Raw genomic sequence first — 17,502 nt, forward strand, 5'->3', positions numbered from 1 at the left:
TTCGGTCGCGGGGAGTACCGATACCTGGTCGCCCCCATCCGTCCAGCCGATCCGGTGCTGCTCATGGGCGATGGTGCTGCGGTGTGGGAGCAGCTGGTGGACGGGACGCTCGAGGACAGCGCACTTACTCCCGAGCTCATCCAGATCCTGGAAGAGATGGAAGCCATGGGCATCGCATCGACGGACACCACTCACCCGGCCAGGGTCGTCGGCGTCGATCCGCCATGGCTGTCATCGCCCCTTCACGAGATCGTCTACTCGATTCTCGGTCGGGTTGCGGACGACAACGGCGTCGAGGTGGTTTTCATCAAGGGGCCCGTACTGAAGGCACAGGGACTGCGCACGCGAGAACACTCCGGCGACGTGGACTGCTGGGTCGAGCCCGGGACAGATGTCCGACTCGCCAGGGCCATGCAGCCTTGGGGCTGGCAACCGGCGATGTCCGCATTCACGTCTACGCCGGTGCTTCATTCCCTGACCTTGCGTGCGCCCACCTGGGGGTGCGCCGTCGACGTCCACGGGTGGTTCCCCGGCATGACGATCTCGGCTGAGGAAGCATTCGGGGAGGTGTTCCGGTCGGCCGAGCTGCACACGTTCGCCGGGTACACCGTCAAAACGCCGGGCCCTCCGATGCATGCGGTGATCAGTGCGCTGCACGACGTCCGGCCATTCGGCAGCCCGACGTCCAGGGAGAGCGTGGTGCGGGCGGCGCGCGTTCTCGAACGTGGGGGAGAGGACACCGTGCGTGTCGCCGCCACGGTCGGAGCCCAGTTCGCCCTGAAGGATGCCTTCGCCGAAGCCTTTCCCGCGCTTACCCGTGACTGGAAAGACGCGCCGGTTCCGATCGACTGGGAGTGGCGATCGCAGCGCACGATGCTCCGCGCGTATGTGGCGGCGCTGCGGACTCTACCGCCCTCCCAACGGATTCGCACCGTCTACCGCATTCTGTGGCCGACAGCGGAGAGCCTCCAAGCCGGGCCGATCTCGCGAGATTCAGGCGATCTGACCGTGCGGCAGTTGCGGTCGAAGCGAATGGTGCGCGGATTTCAGGAACTCCTCGCGTCGCTGCGGCGCGGGCGCCGACCGTAGCGGCCCGAGGACTGCCTCCCGGCTCGACGTATTCACGGTGAAGTACGGTTGAATGGGCGGTGATGTCCACTTCACACCAGAGCCGCGCCGCGCTGCGCGCAGCTACCCAACGTCAAGCCGCTCGACGACCCCGCCGTCGGATCGTATGGCTCTTCGTCGTCGTGCTCGTGCTCGTGCTCGGAGCGGTCATCGGCCTTTCCTCGGTTGCAGCCTCCAAGGCACTGACGGTGCGCGATTCCTTGACGAAGGCTGTTCCCATCGCGAGCGGGATACCCGCAAAGGTCGCAGCGGGCGATGCAGGCGGAGCCGCATCGGATGCCGCTTCCCTCAAGGAGCTGGCAGCGAAGGGCGTCGAACAGACGGCAGGACTGGATTGGCGGATCGCGGAGTGGATCCCCGGCGTCGGTCAGAACCTCGCTGCCGTGCGCGCGGCAGCGGAGAGCGTGGACGAAGTCGCCGACTTCTCCGTGGAATCCCTGCCGAATCTCGATCTCGGAGCCTTCAAGCCCGTCGACGGCGCCTTCAACCTCCAGGCTGTGCATGACCTTGAGGGGGTCGTCTCGGAGGGCGCTGAGACCTTCGCGAGTGTCTCGGACCGCATCGCCGGCACCGATCGGACTTTCTTGCTGCCGCAGGTCACCGATGCGCTGAGCACGCTCGACGATGCCGCGTCCGGTGTGGCAGAGACACTGGGCACTCTCTCGCCCATTCTCGAAGTCCTTCCTTCGGCCCTCGGCGAAGGAACGCCGCGCACCTATCTGCTGATGTTCCAGGGGAACTCCGAACTGCGGGCGTCGGGCGGGAACCCGGCATCGCTGGCACTCGTCACCGCGACCGACGGCAGGATCGAACTCACCACCCAGGCGACCAGCGTCCAGTTCGCCAACGCTCGACCGGAGAGCGTCGCGCCCCTTGATGCCGAGACGGAACACCTCTATTCCGACATCATCGGGCGCTGGGTCCCGAACATGACGCTGACGCCGGACTTCCCGACCACGGTGGCGATCTTGCGCGCGTGGTGGGAGGACGAGGGGCTTCCGCCCTTCGACGATGTGATTTCCACAGACCCTGTCGCCTTGAGCTACCTGCTGAGGGCCACAGGACCCATTCCGCTCCAGACCGGCGAAACGCTCACGAGCGAGAACGCCGTGTCCCTTCTCCTGAACGAGGTGTACTTCAACTACGGCGAGATGGTCCCAGGCCGAGGCGCCGACGGCACGGAGCAGGATCTCTTCTTCGCGTCGGCTGCCGCGCAGATCTTCTCCACCCTCACGTCCGGCGTCGAAGATCCGCTCGCCCTCTTCGCCGCGCTGCGCCAGGCGAGTGACGAGAGCCGGATGAAGATCTGGTCCTCGAATGAAGATCTCGAAGCGATGCTGTCGGGGACCCGGCTTGCGGGAACGCTTCCGGCGACCAATGATGAGCGCACCGTTGCCGGTGTCTACTTCAACGACACCACCGGTGCCAAGACTGACTATTACGCGGACGCCAGCGTCGTCGCGAGCAGCGACCAATGCACCGCATCGGGGCCTCCGACCTTCCAGCAGGTCATCACGTTCGCCAACAACATCACCCCGGAACAAGCCGCTGGGCTTCCGTACTTCATCACCGGGCCGCACTACAGGCCAGGGGATATCGCGACGGATGTCGTCGTCTATGGGCCCGTCGGTGCGTCGATCGCGTCGTGGAAGGTCGAGGGCGCGCAAAGCCACGTGCTGAAGGCCGAGGGAACCCACCTGGGACGCTCGGTCGTCCGGATCAGCGTCGTCACCACCCCGCAGACGACTGCCACGATCACGGTCGACATGACCGGGGCCGAGGGCACCGTGGCGGCGGACTACGGGGACTACGACGTGTGGACGACGCCGATGGTGCGCGAGACGCCGGTGACGTTGGAGACGCCCGGCTGCGGCTGACGCGCCTACGGCCCACCCCACCGCCCGATCGGCCACAGAATCGCCCCGGCCTGACCGAACACATCGTCGCGCGTCATCCAGCGCCAGCAGCTCTCGTCGGGCGCATCCGCACCGCGGCAGAGATACGCGGAGTCGGCCGAGTTCGCCCGGTTGTCGCCGAGCACGAGGTACGAGTCCTCCGGAACGGTCACGGGCCCGAAGCAGCGGGTCGACATCGGCTCGCTGTCGCAGTCGAGCGACCCGGCGACGAAGGGGAGATCCTTGACGACGTAGGGCTCATCGAGCGGCTCTCCGTCGACGAGCACCCTGCCCTGGGCGTCGCAGCACTCCACGGTCTGTCCGGGGCCGGCGATCACCCGCTTCACGAGCACGTAGGGCCGGATGCCTGTGGTCTCGCCGACCCAGTGGAGCGCCTGCGAGAACCAGTTCTCGCCGCCCGCGGGCTTCTCGCCCCAGGCCTCATCGGGCCGGAACACGACGATGTCTCCCGGTGCGGGGTCTGCGGCGACGTACGCGAGGCGGTTCACGATGAGGCGGTCGCCCGGCTCGAGCGTCGGCGACATGGATCCGGACGAGGGCTGACCGATGAACGCGACGATGATGCCGGTCAGCGCGAGGGCGAGCGCGATGTTGACCCAGATGTTCCCGAGGAGTCGTCGACGCGGTCTCGGTGCATCCGTCGTCATCATCTGCTCTCCGGCTCGCGCGCTGCGGTGTCGACACAATACTGTCAGTGAATGGCCCAGTATTCCGGTGATGGCAGTCCCCGCCTGATCGAGTCCACGGTGGCGTCGCAGGCGCAGCGTCTGCTCATCCCCGACGTTCTCCGTGGCGTGGCGATCGTGGCGATGGTGATCGCGCACGCGAACCCGTTTCTTCCCGAACTGCCCTGGGCTGCGAAGTTCGTGACGGCGATGTTCAGCGACCTGGCATCGCCGCTGTTCGCCCTGGTGATGGGCATGTCGGCAGAGCTCGTCTGGCGCCGTGGCGGACGCGTCCGTGTGACCCTTCTGCAGCAGGTGATTCGTGGGCTGTTCCTGATCGCCCTGGGCGTCTGGATGGCGGCGTGGGGCTCGTGGGTCGATGTGATCCTGGCCTACCTCGGCGTGACCATCATCCTCGGAGCGCCGATCCTCCTCGCACGAACGCCCGTGGTGATCGCCGTGACGGCGGTCCTGCTGCTCATCAGCCAGCCTCTGGTGGGGCTCGCCCGGACCTGGACCTGGGTGTACATGGCGCCCGCGCCCGTCCGCGACATCATGCAGTGGCTCCTCCTCGGGTCGCACTATCGCGTGCTCAACCTCCTGCCGATGTTCCTCATCGGCGCGCTCCTGATCCGACACGGTCTGCGGCGCGACCGACTGCTCACGGCTCTGGCCATCGCCGCACCGTTCGCCTACCTGACCTGGGGTGTCGGTCAGCGCTTCGGCGACGTGCAGTCCGGCGACTACCTCGACACCCTGAAGGACTTCGCCCTCGTGTTCGCGGTGTACGTGGTCGTGGTCTTCGCCGCGACCGCGCGACGCGACGGCGCGAAGCGCTTCTGGAGCCCGATCTTCGTGCCCCTGGTCGCCTGCGGCCAGGTCGCGCTGAGCCTCTACCTGCTGCACGTCGGGCTCATAGCTCTGTGGAACAACGCGAACGGTCGGCCCACCGAGAACTTCTGGCCGGGCTGGTTCGTGATCGTTCCCGGCATGATCCTGGTCGGCTGGCTCTGGTGGCGGTTCGTCGGCACCGGCCCCGTCGAGTGGGTCATGGGCTGGCTGACCGGTCGGCGCAAACCTCTGCTCCGCGCACGGTGACCCGGCAGCACAGATGAAGAGAGCGCCGGCCCTGGGGCCGACGCTCTCTTTTCTCGGATCCGACTCAGAGGAGCGTGATACCGACGTTCTGCGAGGTCGCGTTGTTGCCGGTGACCGAGTCGCCGGAGACGGTCGCGGACATGACCTGCTGCGGTCCGCCGAGGAGCGTGGTAAGCAGCCCCACGTTGAGCAGCGAATCGAGAGTCGTGCCCAGCCCGATGGAGAGGTTGCCGCCGGCGGGGATCGAAGGCAGCGTCAGCGTGTAGTTGCCGTCGGCTCCGCCGACCGACACACCGGCCACAGTGGCGATGTTCAGGCTCAGCAGGCCCGGGTTGTACTGCACGACGGCCGTGGCGCCGGCAGGCGAGGCATCGGTGCCGTTGTTCGTGATCGTCAGCGTGTTCACGGTGTTGATCGTCGCGAGACCGAGGCCGAGGGTGAGAGTGATCGGGCCGCTGAGCGCCGGAACGAGGTCGTCGTTCAGCCCGGAGGCGGCCGCGAGCGGGGTGGCGACGGCTGCCGCGATGACGGGGACCGACCATGCAGCGCCCTTGACGAGCGTGCGGCGCGAGACGCCCTTGTTCTTCTGGATTTCTTCGGTCACGTGAGTGCCCTCCCTGTTCGATGCAGATGCGGTTTCCCGCGGTGTCGTGAAGAGGCGACACGTTGTCTGCATCCCCCAGGAGCCTCTTCGTGCTCATCAAAGTAGGGAGCGGAAAAGGGGGAGGAAGGGGGTTTCGGTGAACTACGCGCGGGGTGCGCTCAACCTGCGCGCACTGTGCGTTCCGCGCGCGCGCAGCTAGGCCCGGCGCGAGGAGCGGAGCGTGCGCGGGGTGGCCTGGTAGGCCTCGTCGAGTGCTCTGCGCATGCTCATCGGAGAGTGGAATCCGGCACGCTGCGCGATCTGATCGATGCTCAGCACGTCGTACCGACTGTCGACGAGCAGCGAGTGCGCCAGCCGAGCGCGTTGCCGACGGATCTCCGCCGCGACGCTGTTGCCGGATTCGGAGAAGACGAGCTGCAACTGCCGCAGCGACGACTGCACCTCGTGCGCGACGCGCGACGGATTCAGGGAGGGATCGCCGCACTGCTGCGAGATCACGGCGATGGCGCGCTCGCGCAGCACGGCATGCGGTGAGCCCTGGGCGCTGACCCCGCCGATGCGGTCGAGCAGCACCGCGCCGCACATCTCCATCACCAGCTGCTCGATCGCGTACTGCTCGATCGCCGAAGCCTTGTCATCGGTGTCGAGCAGACACCCGACGAACTGCTGCATCGAGGTGTCCAGAAGCCGGCGGTCGGGGAACACGCTCGCATCGGACGGCAGCGACGGCACGAACGAGGCGATGGCGGAGCGGGGGACGAGAGCGGCGACGAAGCGCCACTGCCCCGCCCACCGCAATCGGTGCGTGATGCCGTGTGCGGCGACGACCAGGCCGCCCTCGGTCTCGACCCAGGGCTCACCCTCGACCCGCGACCAGAGGGCCTGTGCCTCGACGAACGCGAAGACGGAGTGATCGGGGTAGGTGCTCGTCGTGTCGACGTGGAGCTCGGAGGTCCCGCCGCTCGTGGCGAGGAGGCGCACGCCGCCCGACGCCCGCTCTCGGGAACGCAGTCCCGGCCGGTCTCCGATGCGTCGGATACCATGCTTCGCGAGCTCTCTGTCGTCGATGACCTGAGCGTGTGTGTGACTCACGAGACGTTCCCCCTCAGGGTGCTGGAATGCAGCAGCGGCGCCTCTGTGGCCGGGGCGGTCATGCCGATCCGATCGACGCGTCGTGTCGCCGGTTCACCGTCCCGATGCCTCGATACAGCGGTGTATTGAATACAGATTCAAGCATCCTGGATCTCCTGTCAACACAGATCTCGACTTCGTGCAGTGAGACGACACGAAACTCGTCTGCATCCCCCAGGAGCCTCACTGCGAGCCACCGTAGAACGCCCGCCCGAGAATGTCCGGCGAATGGACGAAAAGCGCGCACTGTGCGTTGTTCCTGCGCGCTTTGTGCTGTGGTCTGCGCGGCTCGCCGAGCAGAAGAACGTGGATAGGCTTGCTGCCATGTCCGATCGCCTCCTCGTCAACGCGGTCGGAGCCGTCATCGAGATCGACGCGTCTCAGCGCGACGAAGACTTCCGCTCCCGCGTCGCCGCTGCCTGGACGGACGCCCTCCACGAGGGGGATCGCGCCGCCGATGCGATCGCCGTCGTTCCCGCCGACACGGACGAAGCCGCAGCGCTGTCCGCGCTCTCGACCGACGTCACGATCAAAGCCCTCGCCCACCGGCGACACGATCCGCTCTGGATGCTGCACGCCGCCGGACTCGCCACCGACGACGGTCGCGTGGTGGTGCTCAGCGCGGCATCCGGCACCGGCAAGACGACGGCGGCCCGCCACCTCTCGCAGCGCTACGCCTATGTGAGCGACGAGACCATCGGCATCGATGACAGCGGACGCGTCGTGCCCTACCGCAAGCCGCTGTCGATCATCGAGCAGGATGCCGTTCCCAAGGCGCAGGTGGCGCTCTCGAGCATCGGCGGATCGCACCCGCTCCCCGGCGAGCTCCGCGTCGCGAAGATCGTCGTGATCGATCGGTCGCCGGAGGGCCCGGACGAGCCCGAGGTCGACGCGCTGGACATCGCGGACGCTTTGGCCCTGCTGGGGCCGCAGACCAGCTATCTCTCCGACGGCCCCGCCCCCCTGCAGCGGATCGCTGCGCTGCTCGCGGCCACCGGCGGTGCCGTGCGACTGCGCTACCGGGAGGTCACGGGCATCGACGGCATCATCGACGACCTGCTCGACGTCGACCTCGCTCCGGTTCCGCCGATCGTGCCCCGAATCGCGCCAGCGCCCGACACAACTGCGTCCGACACGTCAGCGCTCGATACGTCAGCGCTCGACACAACTCCGCCCGACGCCTACCGTCGGGCGGAGACAGTCGACGAGCTGGTGCTCGACCAGCGCGTCGCCGTGCTGCGTCGGACGCCGACCGGGGGACAGGTGCACGTCCTCGACGGCATCGGCCCGACGATCTGGACCGCGACCGCCGGCGGAAGCACGCTCGCCCAGATCGTCGACGCGGTGGTCGCCGCGCACGGAGAGCCCGCGGACGGAGACCCCGCGTCGATCGTGCAGACGGCCGTGCAGGTGCTCATCGACGATGGACTCCTGCTGCCGACTCAGACCTGAGCGGGCCTCAGACCTGAGCGGGCCTCAGACCTGAGCGGTGCCGCGCCGGCGCACGCCGGGTTCGGCCTCGGACTGCGTGCTCGCGTCGTCGTCCTTCGCGTAGCGCTCGTAGGCTCCGTAGTACTCGCGTCCGTAGTACGCCGACTCCGCACCCTTGCGGGGCACGCGGTTCAGCACCACGCCGAGCACCCGGCCCGTCGTGCGGGTGATGTTGTCGATCGCACGCTGCAGCATGTCGAAGGTGGTCTTCCCCGAGGAGACGACGATCAGCACGCCGTCCGCGCCGGCGGCCAGCACCGCGGCGTCGGTCACCGGCAGCACCGGCGGCGAGTCCAGGATGACGATCGCCGACTTGCTGATCTCCGCCAGGAAATCGCGCATGCGCTGCGACCCGAGCAGCTCGCTGGGGTTCGGCGGGATGCGCCCCGCGCCGACCACGGCCAGCGGGATGTCGCGGGACGGCCGATGCGCCACGTCCTGCAGTTCGGCACGACCCGCGAGCACGTCGGTGAGGCCGACATCGTGGGACATCCCGAAGATGTCGGCGATCACCGGTCGACGAAGGTCGCAGTCGATGAGGATGGCCCACTGTCCGGCAGCGGCGAGACTGGACGCGAGGTTGACCGAGACGGTCGACTTGCCGTCTCCGGGCACGGAACTGGTGACCACGATCACGCGCGGCGGGTTGTCGACGTCGATGAACTGCAGGTTCGTGCGCAGCTCGCGCATCGACTCGATGAGGTGGTGCGACACCCCGTGCTGCGACTCGAGCGAGAAGTCGATCACCTGTCGCTCGTCGGCGATGGACTTCTCGAGCGGCAGGGTGCCGATGACCGAGACGCCCGTCTCGCGCTCGATGTCGCGAGGATGACGCACGCGACGGTCGACGGTGTGCCGCACGAACGCGTAGACGAGGCCGAGGGCGAGCCCGGCGAGAGCGCCGATGATCACGTTCAGCCGGGTGTTCGGAGAAGACGGAGTGCTGGGGAGCCGCGCGGAGTCGCCCACGATGAGGGAGATGGCCGCCGGCGTCTCGGCCGTGCCGCCCTCGAGCTTCTCGATCTCGATGGCCATGCCGTCGAGCCAGGCCTGCGCGAGCGCCTGTGCCGACTCGGGCGTCGGACCCGTAGCCGTGACCTTCAGCGCGGTGGTGTCGACGGGGTTCGTCACCGTGACCCGGTTCACCAGCACGTCGGGCGAGGCGCCGATGTCGAGCTCGTCGATCGCGTGCTCGGCGACCGCCCGCCAGGAGCCGAGGTTGAGGTACGACTTGACCCGGCTCTGGGCGAGCTGGTTCCCCACGAGCGCGGAACCACTCGTGCCGTCGCCGCCCACCGCCGTCACGATGCCGGTCGTGTCGGCCGAGTACACCCGCGGCTGCAGGGAACTCCATCCGAATGCCAGAGCCGCGCCCACCAGGGTGGCGACGACGATGACGATCCAATGCGCACGCAGAATGCGCGCGTAGTCTCTCAGTTCCAACTCTTCATCCCCTCGCACATCCCGCGGGGAGGTCGGGATGCAGACATGAGAATGAGCATACGGCGAACACCTCTCCGCCGGAGGCGCACACGGCTCACTTCAGAGCAGCACGCACGATGCGTTCGACCTCGACCAGTGCGGGAGTCAGTTCCGCCGCCGACCGGGCGTAGGTCTCGCGAGACCGACGGTAAGGGTCGATCACGTCGTCGTCTTCGCCCGAGGAGGGCGTGACCCCGCGTTGGTCGTTGACCGCACGCAGCACGGCGGCGAACCGATCGTGAGGGGATGAGCCGGCTGTATCGGCCGCAGCGCGGGCGTCGTCAGTGCTCAACGTCGAGGAGAGGCGGGCGAACTCGCGGACCGTGAACGTGCGACGAAGCCGATTCGGCATCATCTTGACCACGTGCGACCGATGCTCGCGCGCCATGGTGAGCACGAGATCGGCCTCCTCGAGGAGAGGCTCGACCAGGTATCGGGCGAGATGGGCGGATGCCGTCGCGGGATCGACGCCGGCCTGTGCGGCGAGCTCGAGAGCCTGCTCGGGCATCCCGTGGCCCACCAGGGCATGGGTCCCCGCGCTGTGGACGTGCACGCCGAGCGGTTCGAGGTCGGCCCGCAGCATGACCTCGGCCAGCGGCGACCGGCAGATGTTGCCGGTGCACACAGTGAGGATGGTGAGCTGCGACGCCGGAGCGTCCGACTCCGGTGCGCCCAGGATCGCGGCGAGGGGTGCGGCATCCTCTGCGGGGGTCGACGCGGGAACGACGGGTGCGGACGGCCCATCCGCGGCGGTGACGGAGTTCTGTCGCTCGCGCCATTCCCGGCGGCTCATACCTGCCGGGGGCCCATCGTCGTGCTGCGGGTTCACGCCACCAGCCTAGGGCTCCGTGCAGGCCGGGACGGCAGGATCAGCACGAGCAGCGCCGCGATCACGCCGCCCACGAGCGTTCCGAGACTGTTCGCGATCACATCGGAGATAGTGGGGAATCGCGAGGGCATGAGCCCCTGGACCGACTCGATCAGCCCACTCATCAGCGCGCCGATCAGCACCACCTGCCACAGTCGCAGGCGCGACCAGGCGAACGGCAGCAGGAACCCCACCGGGACGAAGAGGGCGACGTTCGCGAGGAACTCGAACACCACGGCGCTCTGATAGTAGGAAGCGATGCCGGCTTCCGACACCCAGCGGGCCATCACCCCGACCAGACCGGTGACCTTCGCCGAGACGTTCGCCGGCAGCCACACCGTGAAGCCGATGAAGAGAAGGTAGCCGACGAGTGCGACCCGGGCCGTCGCAGCCCCGGCGCGGACGGGAGCAGCGGTGGCGGAGGGCATGCCGTCATGGTAGCCGCGGCACCCCGGTGCGACTCTCAGCTTCGGTCGTCGCTCCAGCTCAACTGCTCGATGTAGCGCAGCAGCACACCCTCGCGCAGCGCCCACGGCGACACCTCGAGCTCCTCCACCTTCAGCGCCGTCATCGCGGCATGCAGCGACACCGCCGCGGCCACGATCTGGAACGTGCGATCCGGGGTGATGCCCGGCAGCTCCTGCCGAGCCGACGCGGGCAGTCGCGCCAGCCGCGGGATCCACGAGCCCAGCGATGCCCGGGGGAGGAGCATCCGTTCGGTCCCCGACCACCCAGGCGCCGGGTAACCGACCAGCCGTGCCAGGGAGCGGATGGCCTTGGACGAGCCGACGACGTGGTCGGGCCGGGGGAGCGCGGCGAACTGCGGCAGGACCGAGGCGAGCGTCTCGGCGGCGTGGATTCGCAGCTTCTCGACATCGGCCTCGCCGGGCGGGTCGTTCGGCAGGAACTGCACGGTCATGCGTCCGGCGCCGAGGGGGACGGATGCCGCGGCATCGGGCATCTCCTCGGCGCCCGCGGCGATCTCCAGCGACCCTCCGCCGATGTCGAGGAGCAGCAGCTGCCCCGCCGACCAGCCGACCCAGCGGCGCACGGCGAGGAACGTCAGCTCGGCCTCGGTCTCGCCGTCGAGCACCTGGAGCGGCTGCCCGAGAGCCGCCTCGATGCGGGCGATCACCTCGGCTCCGTTGCGCGCATCGCGCACCGCGCTCGTGGCCGTCGCGAGCAGCGCATCCACGCGTTCGGTCTCGGCGACGCGGCGGGCCTGGGCGACCGCGGCTTCGAGTGCGACCACGCCCTCCTCCGAGATCGCGCCGTCGGGCGTGAGGTAGCGCATGAGGCGCAGCACCGTCCTGTCACTCGTCGTCGCGAGCGGACGTCCACCGGGGCGGACGTCGGCCGCCAGCATGTGGACGGTGTTGGATCCGATGTCGAGGACTCCCAGGCGCACGGGAAGAGACTACTCGCGCCCGGAGCCGTCATCGCGCTCGTATCGTATGGCCGACCTCGGGAACAGGGCGCCGACACGGTTCGTCACACATGGCAACAGATCGACGTGCCCGAAATGCGACTCACAGCAGATCGATAATCTCGCGCCATGCCCGACAGCACCGTCCTCCTGCCCATCGCAGCGCTCGCCGTCACCGTCGTCGCGTTCGTCGGCATCGCCCTGCTGCGTCGCCGCGGCGCGGGGTTCACCTCGCTCGTCCTGATCGCCCTCGGCGTCGGCATCGGCATCGGGATCGCCTTCCGCGACGGCCTCGAGTACGTCGCGGTGCTGGGCGACCTCTACGTGCAGGTGATCACGGCGATCGTGGCTCCGCTGATCTTCATCTCGATCCTCTCCAGCGTCACCTCGCTGGGATCGGCCGTGAAGCTGCGCACGATCGGGTTGTCGAGCGCCTTCTGGCTGCTCCTCACCAACGCGATCGCCATCGTCCTCACCCTCGCCATCGCGCTGAGCGTCGGACTCGGCCAGGGCGTGCAGCTCGATCTCCAAGAGGGCAGCGGCGACACGCTGACCGGGCTGATCAAGCCGCTCGACGAGGTGCTGCTCGGCCTGTTCCCCTCGAACATCGCCGGGGACTTCGTCAGCAACAACATCACCGGCATCATCCTGTTCGCCCTGCTCTTCGCCGTCGCCTACCTGGTGGCCAACAGGGGGGACGACCCGAACCTGCGCTCGTTCAAGAGCGTGATCGACGGGACCAAGAAGGTCATCATGACCGCGGTGGGCTTCATCATCGAGCTCACCCCCTATGCGGTCCTCGCCCTCGTAGCCACGACGACCGCGACCGCCGTCACGCGCATCGAGACCGTGCTCGCCCTGCTCCTCGTGCTCGTGCTGGCGCTCGGGGTCGCGTTCATCGACGCCTACGTCGTGAACGGCGTCCTGCTCCGGGTGTTCGCCGACGTGAATCCGATCCGGTGGTTCCGTCTGCTGACCCCCGCCCAGTACACGGCGTTCACGACCCAGTCGAGTGTGGGGACGCTTCCGCTGACCATCCCCACCCTCACCCGCAAGGTGGGCGTTCCCGAGGATGTGGCCGCGTTCACCGCGCCGATCGGCACGACCATCGGGATGCCGGGATGTGCCGGCATCTGGCCGATCATCGTCGCGGTCTTCTCGATCAACGTCCTCGGCATCCAGTACTCGGCATGGGACTACGTGGCGCTCGCGGTCCTGTGCCTGCTCGTCTCGCTCGGCGCCGCCGGGGTTCCCGGGACCGCCATCATCACTGCCACCGCCGTGCTCAGCGCATCCGGACTGCCCGTCGAGGTGCTGGTCGTGCTCATCCCCATCAGCGCCGTCGCCGGCACTGCGTCGACCATGGCCAACGTCACCGCTGCGGCGACGGCGGCGACGATCGTCGCCCGCCGCCTCGGGAAGCTCGACGACGCCGTCTTCCGGGGCGAGCGTCCGCCCGTCGACAACCCGGCCGAGCCCGTCTCCCGACGCGAGCGCCGCCGTGCCCAGACCGGTCCGACACCCGTCGTCTCCGACCTCGGCATCCCCGCCGACCTCCCCATCGGGCAGTGCGAGCTGCCCGCCGCCCGTCCGATCCACGAGAGAGTCTCCCGATGAAATCCGTCCGCCGTTCCCGGCTGCTGTCCGCCCTCGCGGTCTCCGCCGCCTTCCTGCTCGCCCCGATCGCGATCCCGACCGCCGCCCACGCCGCGGGCGATGTCTGCGACCTGTGCTCGATCAACTTCGACCTGGGAGCCTGCGAGGGCCTCGGCGGCTACCCCTACGACTCGACCGTGGAGGCGCCCCCGGCGGCGGTCTCCGGCGGCGGCGGCGCGCCCAAGCCCGCGCCTGCTCCCGCTCCGGCTCCCGCGCCGAAGCCGGCACCGGCCCCGGCTCCCGCACCCAAGCCTGCGCAGCCGCCCGCGACGGGGAACGACAAGCCGGCGGCCGGCACGTCGAACTCCACCACGACCACGACCACGAACACGAACACGAACACGGAGAAGGTGGCGGTCGCGGCTACCGTTCCGACGGCACCGACCGGCCTCTCCCACGAGATCGACGGAACGACGCTCGCCCTCGCCTGGGCGGCTCCGGCCGACGGCGGCTCCGCGCTCACCGGCTACAAGCTCGTCCTGAACGAGGGCACGCCGATCGCCCTTCCGGCAGACGCCACCGAGTACGAGATCGAGCTCGGCGAGGGCACGTACGACCTCACGCTGATCGCGACGAACGCCGTGGGCGACTCACCCGCGTCCGAGTCGATCGAGGGTGTCGAGATCGTCGCCGAGGAGGCGGAGACGGCCGAGACCGCGAGGACCGTCGCCGCCGATGCGCCCGTGCAGGCCGGGATCCCGCTGGCGGCGCCGCTGACGCTCGGCGGCATCGTCGTCATCGCCGGCGGGCTGCTCACCTGGTGGTGGCTGGGTCGTCGCGCGACGACCGGTGCGTCCGTCCCAGCCGCGGCATCCGACGACGGCACCCCCATCCTCTGACCAGAACACACACACACACACGTACCGAGAACAGGAACCCTCAACATGTCCACAGCAGCACGAGGCAGACGCCTCGCCGCCGGGTCCGTCATCGCGGCGCTCGTCGCGGGCGGAGCCGTGGGGCTCACGGCCCTTCCGGCAGCAGCCGCCCCCGCCCCGGCCCCGACGCTCGACTACTTCGCCGACACCATCCCCGGCCTCCGCGCCGGCTCGGTGTTCGAGTCCGTGACGTTCGAGCGGTTCGAGAGCCTCCTGAACAGCGACGGCACGTACGCCTTCCTGCTCGGCGGTCCGAGCGACGCGACCACACTCGCCACCGCGGCGCAGATCGACCAGGTCGCCCAGCAGTACGGCGTCGATGCGATCTACACGTTCGATCCGCTCCTGGACGGCGAGTCCGTCGACATCCGCACCTTCGTGACGGGAGTGGCCGGCGAGGCCGCCGGCGCGCTCTACACGCGCCTCGTCGACGGCTACCTGAACAAGGACGCGACTCCGGAGTTCGGCGCGGGGACCGACCCCTACCTCTTCGTCTACGACGGCGACCGGCAGGTGGCGGGTGTCGAGGACCGCATCGTGGCCTCGCTCGGCGGCACCGAGGACACCACCTCGGCGGCGACGGACGGATACCGACAGAAGGTGGCGTCGGTGTTCGACGCGGTCGCGGTGAACGGTCAGGCGAAGCTGGACACGCAGTCGCAGTACGAGTTCTTCTCGACCGCGGTCAACTCCCGCCACCGTGCGGCGTACAGCACCAACCTCGCCGCCTACGGCGAGACCATCTTCACGGACGCGGACGCCGAAGACTTCGTGCTCCAGTCGATCACATACCCCGAGCTCCTCGACCTGCTCGAGTCGGACGGGGAGCACACGATCCTGTTCGGCGGCACCTGGTGCCACAACACCCGCGCCGTGATCCGCGACGTGAACCACAAGGCCGCGGAGTCCGGCGTGCAGACCGTGTACGTGTTCGACCTGCGTCTGGACGGCTGGAGCGGGGCGAACGCGCACATCCGCGACACCAACTCATCGATCGCCCACCTCTACGGCGACCTCGTGCAGAAGCACCTCCCGAACCTCAAGACGCAGTACGTGCTCGACGGCAGTGCCGGTCAGCGCGTCGAGTACCACCCGAGCGGCGACACCTCCGCCGCGAAGGTGGCCGCCCGCAAGCTGCAGGTCCCGTACCTGTTCGACTACGACGGCTCCGCCACGGCGGCCCCCGTCACGAAGAACTGGATCCAGGACAACGGCCAAGCCGGCTTCCGCGAGTACATGACCGAGTGGTGGTGGATCTCCGACCTGCAGGGCCCCGCGAAGCGCCCGAACCAGACGGATGAGCAGTACGCGGCCGGCCGTGCGACGAGCCTCGCCTTCGCCGACGAGGCCCTCGCGAAGCTCGACGAGTTCTTCGGCCTGGGCGTCGAGCCCGTGGCGACCGCTCCCGCAGCGCCGTCGGCTCCGACGGTGACCGCCGTGGGCGACGCGGTCACGGTCAGCTGGGCCGCACCGGCATCCGACGGCGGATCGCCGCTCACCGGGTACTCCGTCACGCTCGGCTCGACGACCGTCGCCATCGCGGCCGGGGTCACCAGCCACACCTTCACCGGGGTCGCTGTCGGCACCCACACGGCATCCGTGACGGCGCTGAACTCGGTCGGCAGCTCGCCGGCTTCCGCCACCGCTTCCGTCGTCGTCGGCGGCGACCAGCCCGGCGAAGGCGAGCCGGGCGGCGGCGAAGAGGGGGAGCTCCCCGAGGCGGGGGAGGCCTCGGTCACCGTGACCGGCGACCTGCGTCCCGGTGGTGAGATCCGGGTCGAGGGCGAAGGTATCGACCCCGAATCCGACGCCGTGCGTATCGAGCTGCACTCGGTGCCCACCGTGCTCGGCAGCACGACCGCCGCGGCCGACGGCACGTTCGCGCTGAATGCCACGATCCCGGCATCCGTCCCGGCCGGTGGCCACGCGGTCGTCGTGTTCGTCGACGGCGTCGAGGTGGCTCGCACCTCCGTGACGCTGGCCGCATCGGGTCTCGCGAACACGGGAGTCGACCCCGGGCTGCTGATCGCGGGCGGCGTGACCGCTCTGGTGCTGCTCGGCGCCGGCGGACTGCTGATGTCTCGCCGTCGGGCGGCGTCGGCATCCTGACGCACGCACGTCGCACCCGGACGCCCCTTCCCTCCCGCGGGGGAAGGGGCGTCCGGCGCATCCCGTGGTCGAGCGCGCGGATACGATGTACTCCGTGACCACCGTCGACCCCACGCTGCCGCTGTCGCCCTATCGGGAGATCGGCCGCGCGGAATGGGCCAGGCTCGCCGCCGGGCTGGAGCAGCCGCTCACCGAGACCGAGGTCGTGGAGCTGCGCGGCATCGGCGACCGGCTCTCCCTCACAGAGGTGCGGGAGGTGTACCTGCCGCTGAGTCGTCTGCTCAGCCTCTATGCGACCGCGACCAAGCGTCTGGGCGCGGCGACGTCGTCGTTCCTCCAGGAGGATGACACCACCACCCCGTTCGTCGTCGGCGTCGCGGGATCGGTCGCGGTCGGCAAGTCGACCATCGCGCGCCTGCTTCGGGAGCTCATGAGCCGTTGGCCCGGAACGCCGCGCGTCGAGCTGGTGACCACCGACGGCTTCCTCTATCCGAACGCCGAGCTCGAGCGTCGCGGGATCATGGACCGCAAGGGCTTCCCGGAGTCGTACGACCGCCGCGCGCTGATCGAGTTCCTGACGAACGTGAAGAGCGGTGCGACCGAGGTGCGGGCCCCGTTCTATTCGCACATGCGCTACGACATCGTGCCGGACGCCAACGTCGTGGTCCGTCGTCCCGATGTCGTCATCGTCGAGGGACTCAACGTCCTCCAGCCGCCGCCTGCCCCGAACGATGTCGCCGTGAGCGACCTGTTCGACTTCTCGATCTTCGTCGACGCCGAGACCTCTCACATCGAGAAGTGGTACGTCGACCGCTTCCTCGCGCTGCGTCAGGCCGCGTTCGCCAATCCGTCCTCGTACTTCAACGTGTTCGCGCACCTCACGGACGAGGAGGCGATCACGACGGCGCTCGGATATTGGAATGAGATCAACATGCCCAACCTCGTCGAGAACGTGATGCCGACGCGGCACCGTGCACGACTGGTGCTGCGCAAGGGCGCGGATCACGACGTGGAGAGCGTTCTGCTGCGCAAACTCTGAGCGCGAACGGG

At 68.8% G+C, this 17,502-nt stretch carries 15 protein-coding genes; 8 read left to right on the top strand and 7 right to left on the bottom strand.

Annotated features, from left to right (window positions below):
- The first annotated feature begins 63 nt into the window (after positions 1-63).
- Entirely contained in the window at positions 64-1,089 is a 1,026-nt protein-coding gene (locus tag ACFC14_RS10085; RefSeq protein ID WP_376103698.1) for a hypothetical protein, read from the top strand.
- 62 nt (positions 1,090-1,151) lie between these two features.
- Entirely contained in the window at positions 1,152-3,005 is a 1,854-nt protein-coding gene (locus ACFC14_RS10090; RefSeq protein ID WP_376103701.1) for a DUF4012 domain-containing protein, read from the top strand.
- Positions 3,006-3,010: 5 nt separating this feature from the next.
- Here the strand turns inward: ACFC14_RS10090 and lepB are convergent, their stop codons facing one another.
- Positions 3,011-3,694 carry a signal peptidase I gene (gene lepB, locus ACFC14_RS10095; protein WP_376103704.1) on the bottom strand — a complete coding sequence of 228 codons (684 nt, stop codon included), beginning with the start codon at positions 3,692-3,694 and terminating at the stop codon, positions 3,011-3,013.
- A 48-nt stretch (positions 3,695-3,742) separates the two neighbouring features.
- On the opposite strand from lepB, the gene ACFC14_RS10100 reads away from it, so the two are divergent.
- Positions 3,743-4,807 (top strand): acyltransferase family protein, encoded by a 1,065-nt coding sequence (locus ACFC14_RS10100; protein WP_376103707.1) that lies wholly within the window; start codon positions 3,743-3,745, stop codon positions 4,805-4,807.
- 64 nt (positions 4,808-4,871) lie between these two features.
- Here the strand turns inward: ACFC14_RS10100 and ACFC14_RS10105 are convergent, their stop codons facing one another.
- Together ACFC14_RS10105 and ACFC14_RS10110 are read right to left on the bottom strand one after the other, a co-directional pair.
- Positions 4,872-5,411, bottom strand: coding sequence for a hypothetical protein (locus tag ACFC14_RS10105; protein WP_376103710.1), 540 nt, complete (start codon positions 5,409-5,411; stop codon positions 4,872-4,874).
- A 195-nt stretch (positions 5,412-5,606) separates the two neighbouring features.
- Positions 5,607-6,503: a helix-turn-helix domain-containing protein gene (locus ACFC14_RS10110; protein WP_376103712.1), complete on the bottom strand. Its 897-nt coding sequence runs from the start codon at positions 6,501-6,503 to the stop codon at positions 5,607-5,609.
- Positions 6,504-6,866: 363 nt separating this feature from the next.
- Here ACFC14_RS10110 and ACFC14_RS10115 point away from each other — a divergent pair, with 363 nt between their 5' ends.
- Positions 6,867-7,994 (top strand): hypothetical protein, encoded by a 1,128-nt coding sequence (locus ACFC14_RS10115; protein WP_376103715.1) that lies wholly within the window; start codon positions 6,867-6,869, stop codon positions 7,992-7,994.
- 24 nt (positions 7,995-8,018) lie between these two features.
- Here ACFC14_RS10115 and ACFC14_RS10120 read toward each other — a convergent pair whose 3' ends face one another.
- The 4 genes from ACFC14_RS10120 to ACFC14_RS10135 form a co-directional block, all read right to left on the bottom strand.
- Positions 8,019-9,476, bottom strand: coding sequence for a polysaccharide biosynthesis tyrosine autokinase (locus ACFC14_RS10120; protein ID WP_376103718.1), 1,458 nt, complete (start codon positions 9,474-9,476; stop codon positions 8,019-8,021).
- A 94-nt stretch (positions 9,477-9,570) separates the two neighbouring features.
- A complete protein-coding gene (locus ACFC14_RS10125) occupies positions 9,571-10,344 on the bottom strand; it encodes a low molecular weight phosphatase family protein (RefSeq protein WP_376103721.1) in 774 nt (257 codons plus the stop codon).
- On the bottom strand, positions 10,341-10,811 hold the full coding sequence (locus ACFC14_RS10130; protein WP_376103724.1) for a VanZ family protein: 471 nt from the start codon (positions 10,809-10,811) through the stop codon (positions 10,341-10,343). Before ACFC14_RS10130 ends, ACFC14_RS10125 begins: the two co-directional genes overlap by 4 nt.
- 35 nt (positions 10,812-10,846) lie before the next feature.
- Positions 10,847-11,791: a Ppx/GppA phosphatase family protein gene (locus tag ACFC14_RS10135; protein WP_376103726.1), complete on the bottom strand. Its 945-nt coding sequence runs from the start codon at positions 11,789-11,791 to the stop codon at positions 10,847-10,849.
- Positions 11,792-11,938: 147 nt separating this feature from the next.
- Between ACFC14_RS10135 and ACFC14_RS10140 the strand changes: the two genes are divergently transcribed.
- The 4 genes from ACFC14_RS10140 (at position 11,939) to coaA (ending at position 17,491) form a co-directional block, all read left to right on the top strand.
- Positions 11,939-13,426, top strand: a complete 1,488-nt coding sequence (locus ACFC14_RS10140) for a dicarboxylate/amino acid:cation symporter (RefSeq protein ID WP_376103729.1) — start codon at positions 11,939-11,941, stop codon at positions 13,424-13,426.
- Positions 13,423-14,304: a fibronectin type III domain-containing protein gene (locus tag ACFC14_RS10145; protein ID WP_376103732.1), complete on the top strand. Its 882-nt coding sequence runs from the start codon at positions 13,423-13,425 to the stop codon at positions 14,302-14,304. The genes ACFC14_RS10140 and ACFC14_RS10145 overlap by 4 nt, the downstream gene beginning before the upstream one ends.
- Before the next feature lie 45 nt (positions 14,305-14,349).
- The gene (locus ACFC14_RS10150) at positions 14,350-16,452 is read left to right on the top strand and encodes a fibronectin type III domain-containing protein (protein ID WP_376103735.1); all 2,103 of its coding nucleotides are present in this window, start codon (positions 14,350-14,352) and stop codon (positions 16,450-16,452) included.
- Positions 16,453-16,537: 85 nt separating this feature from the next.
- Complete coding sequence (gene coaA, locus ACFC14_RS10155) at positions 16,538-17,491, top strand: type I pantothenate kinase (RefSeq protein ID WP_136042821.1); 954 nt, start codon at positions 16,538-16,540, stop codon at positions 17,489-17,491.
- The last annotated feature ends 11 nt before the right edge of the window (positions 17,492-17,502 follow it).

Origin of the sequence: Microbacterium sp. NPDC055988 (genome assembly GCF_042269505.1) — a bacterium.
Taxonomy (GTDB): Bacteria; Actinomycetota; Actinomycetes; order Actinomycetales; family Microbacteriaceae; genus Microbacterium.

Coding starts and splice junctions, on each gene's coding strand:
- ACFC14_RS10085 (WP_376103698.1), top strand. CDS start 64: ATGGGCGATGGTGCTGCGGTGTGGGAGCAGCTGGTGGACGGGACGCTC.
- ACFC14_RS10090 (WP_376103701.1), top strand. CDS start 1,152: ATGTCCACTTCACACCAGAGCCGCGCCGCGCTGCGCGCAGCTACCCAA.
- lepB (WP_376103704.1), bottom strand. CDS start 3,694: ATGATGACGACGGATGCACCGAGACCGCGTCGACGACTCCTCGGGAAC.
- ACFC14_RS10100 (WP_376103707.1), top strand. CDS start 3,743: ATGGCCCAGTATTCCGGTGATGGCAGTCCCCGCCTGATCGAGTCCACG.
- ACFC14_RS10115 (WP_376103715.1), top strand. CDS start 6,867: ATGTCCGATCGCCTCCTCGTCAACGCGGTCGGAGCCGTCATCGAGATC.
- ACFC14_RS10130 (WP_376103724.1), bottom strand. CDS start 10,811: ATGCCCTCCGCCACCGCTGCTCCCGTCCGCGCCGGGGCTGCGACGGCC.
- ACFC14_RS10140 (WP_376103729.1), top strand. CDS start 11,939: ATGCCCGACAGCACCGTCCTCCTGCCCATCGCAGCGCTCGCCGTCACC.
- ACFC14_RS10145 (WP_376103732.1), top strand. CDS start 13,423: ATGAAATCCGTCCGCCGTTCCCGGCTGCTGTCCGCCCTCGCGGTCTCC.
- ACFC14_RS10150 (WP_376103735.1), top strand. CDS start 14,350: ATGTCCACAGCAGCACGAGGCAGACGCCTCGCCGCCGGGTCCGTCATC.
- coaA (WP_136042821.1), top strand. CDS start 16,538: ATGTACTCCGTGACCACCGTCGACCCCACGCTGCCGCTGTCGCCCTAT.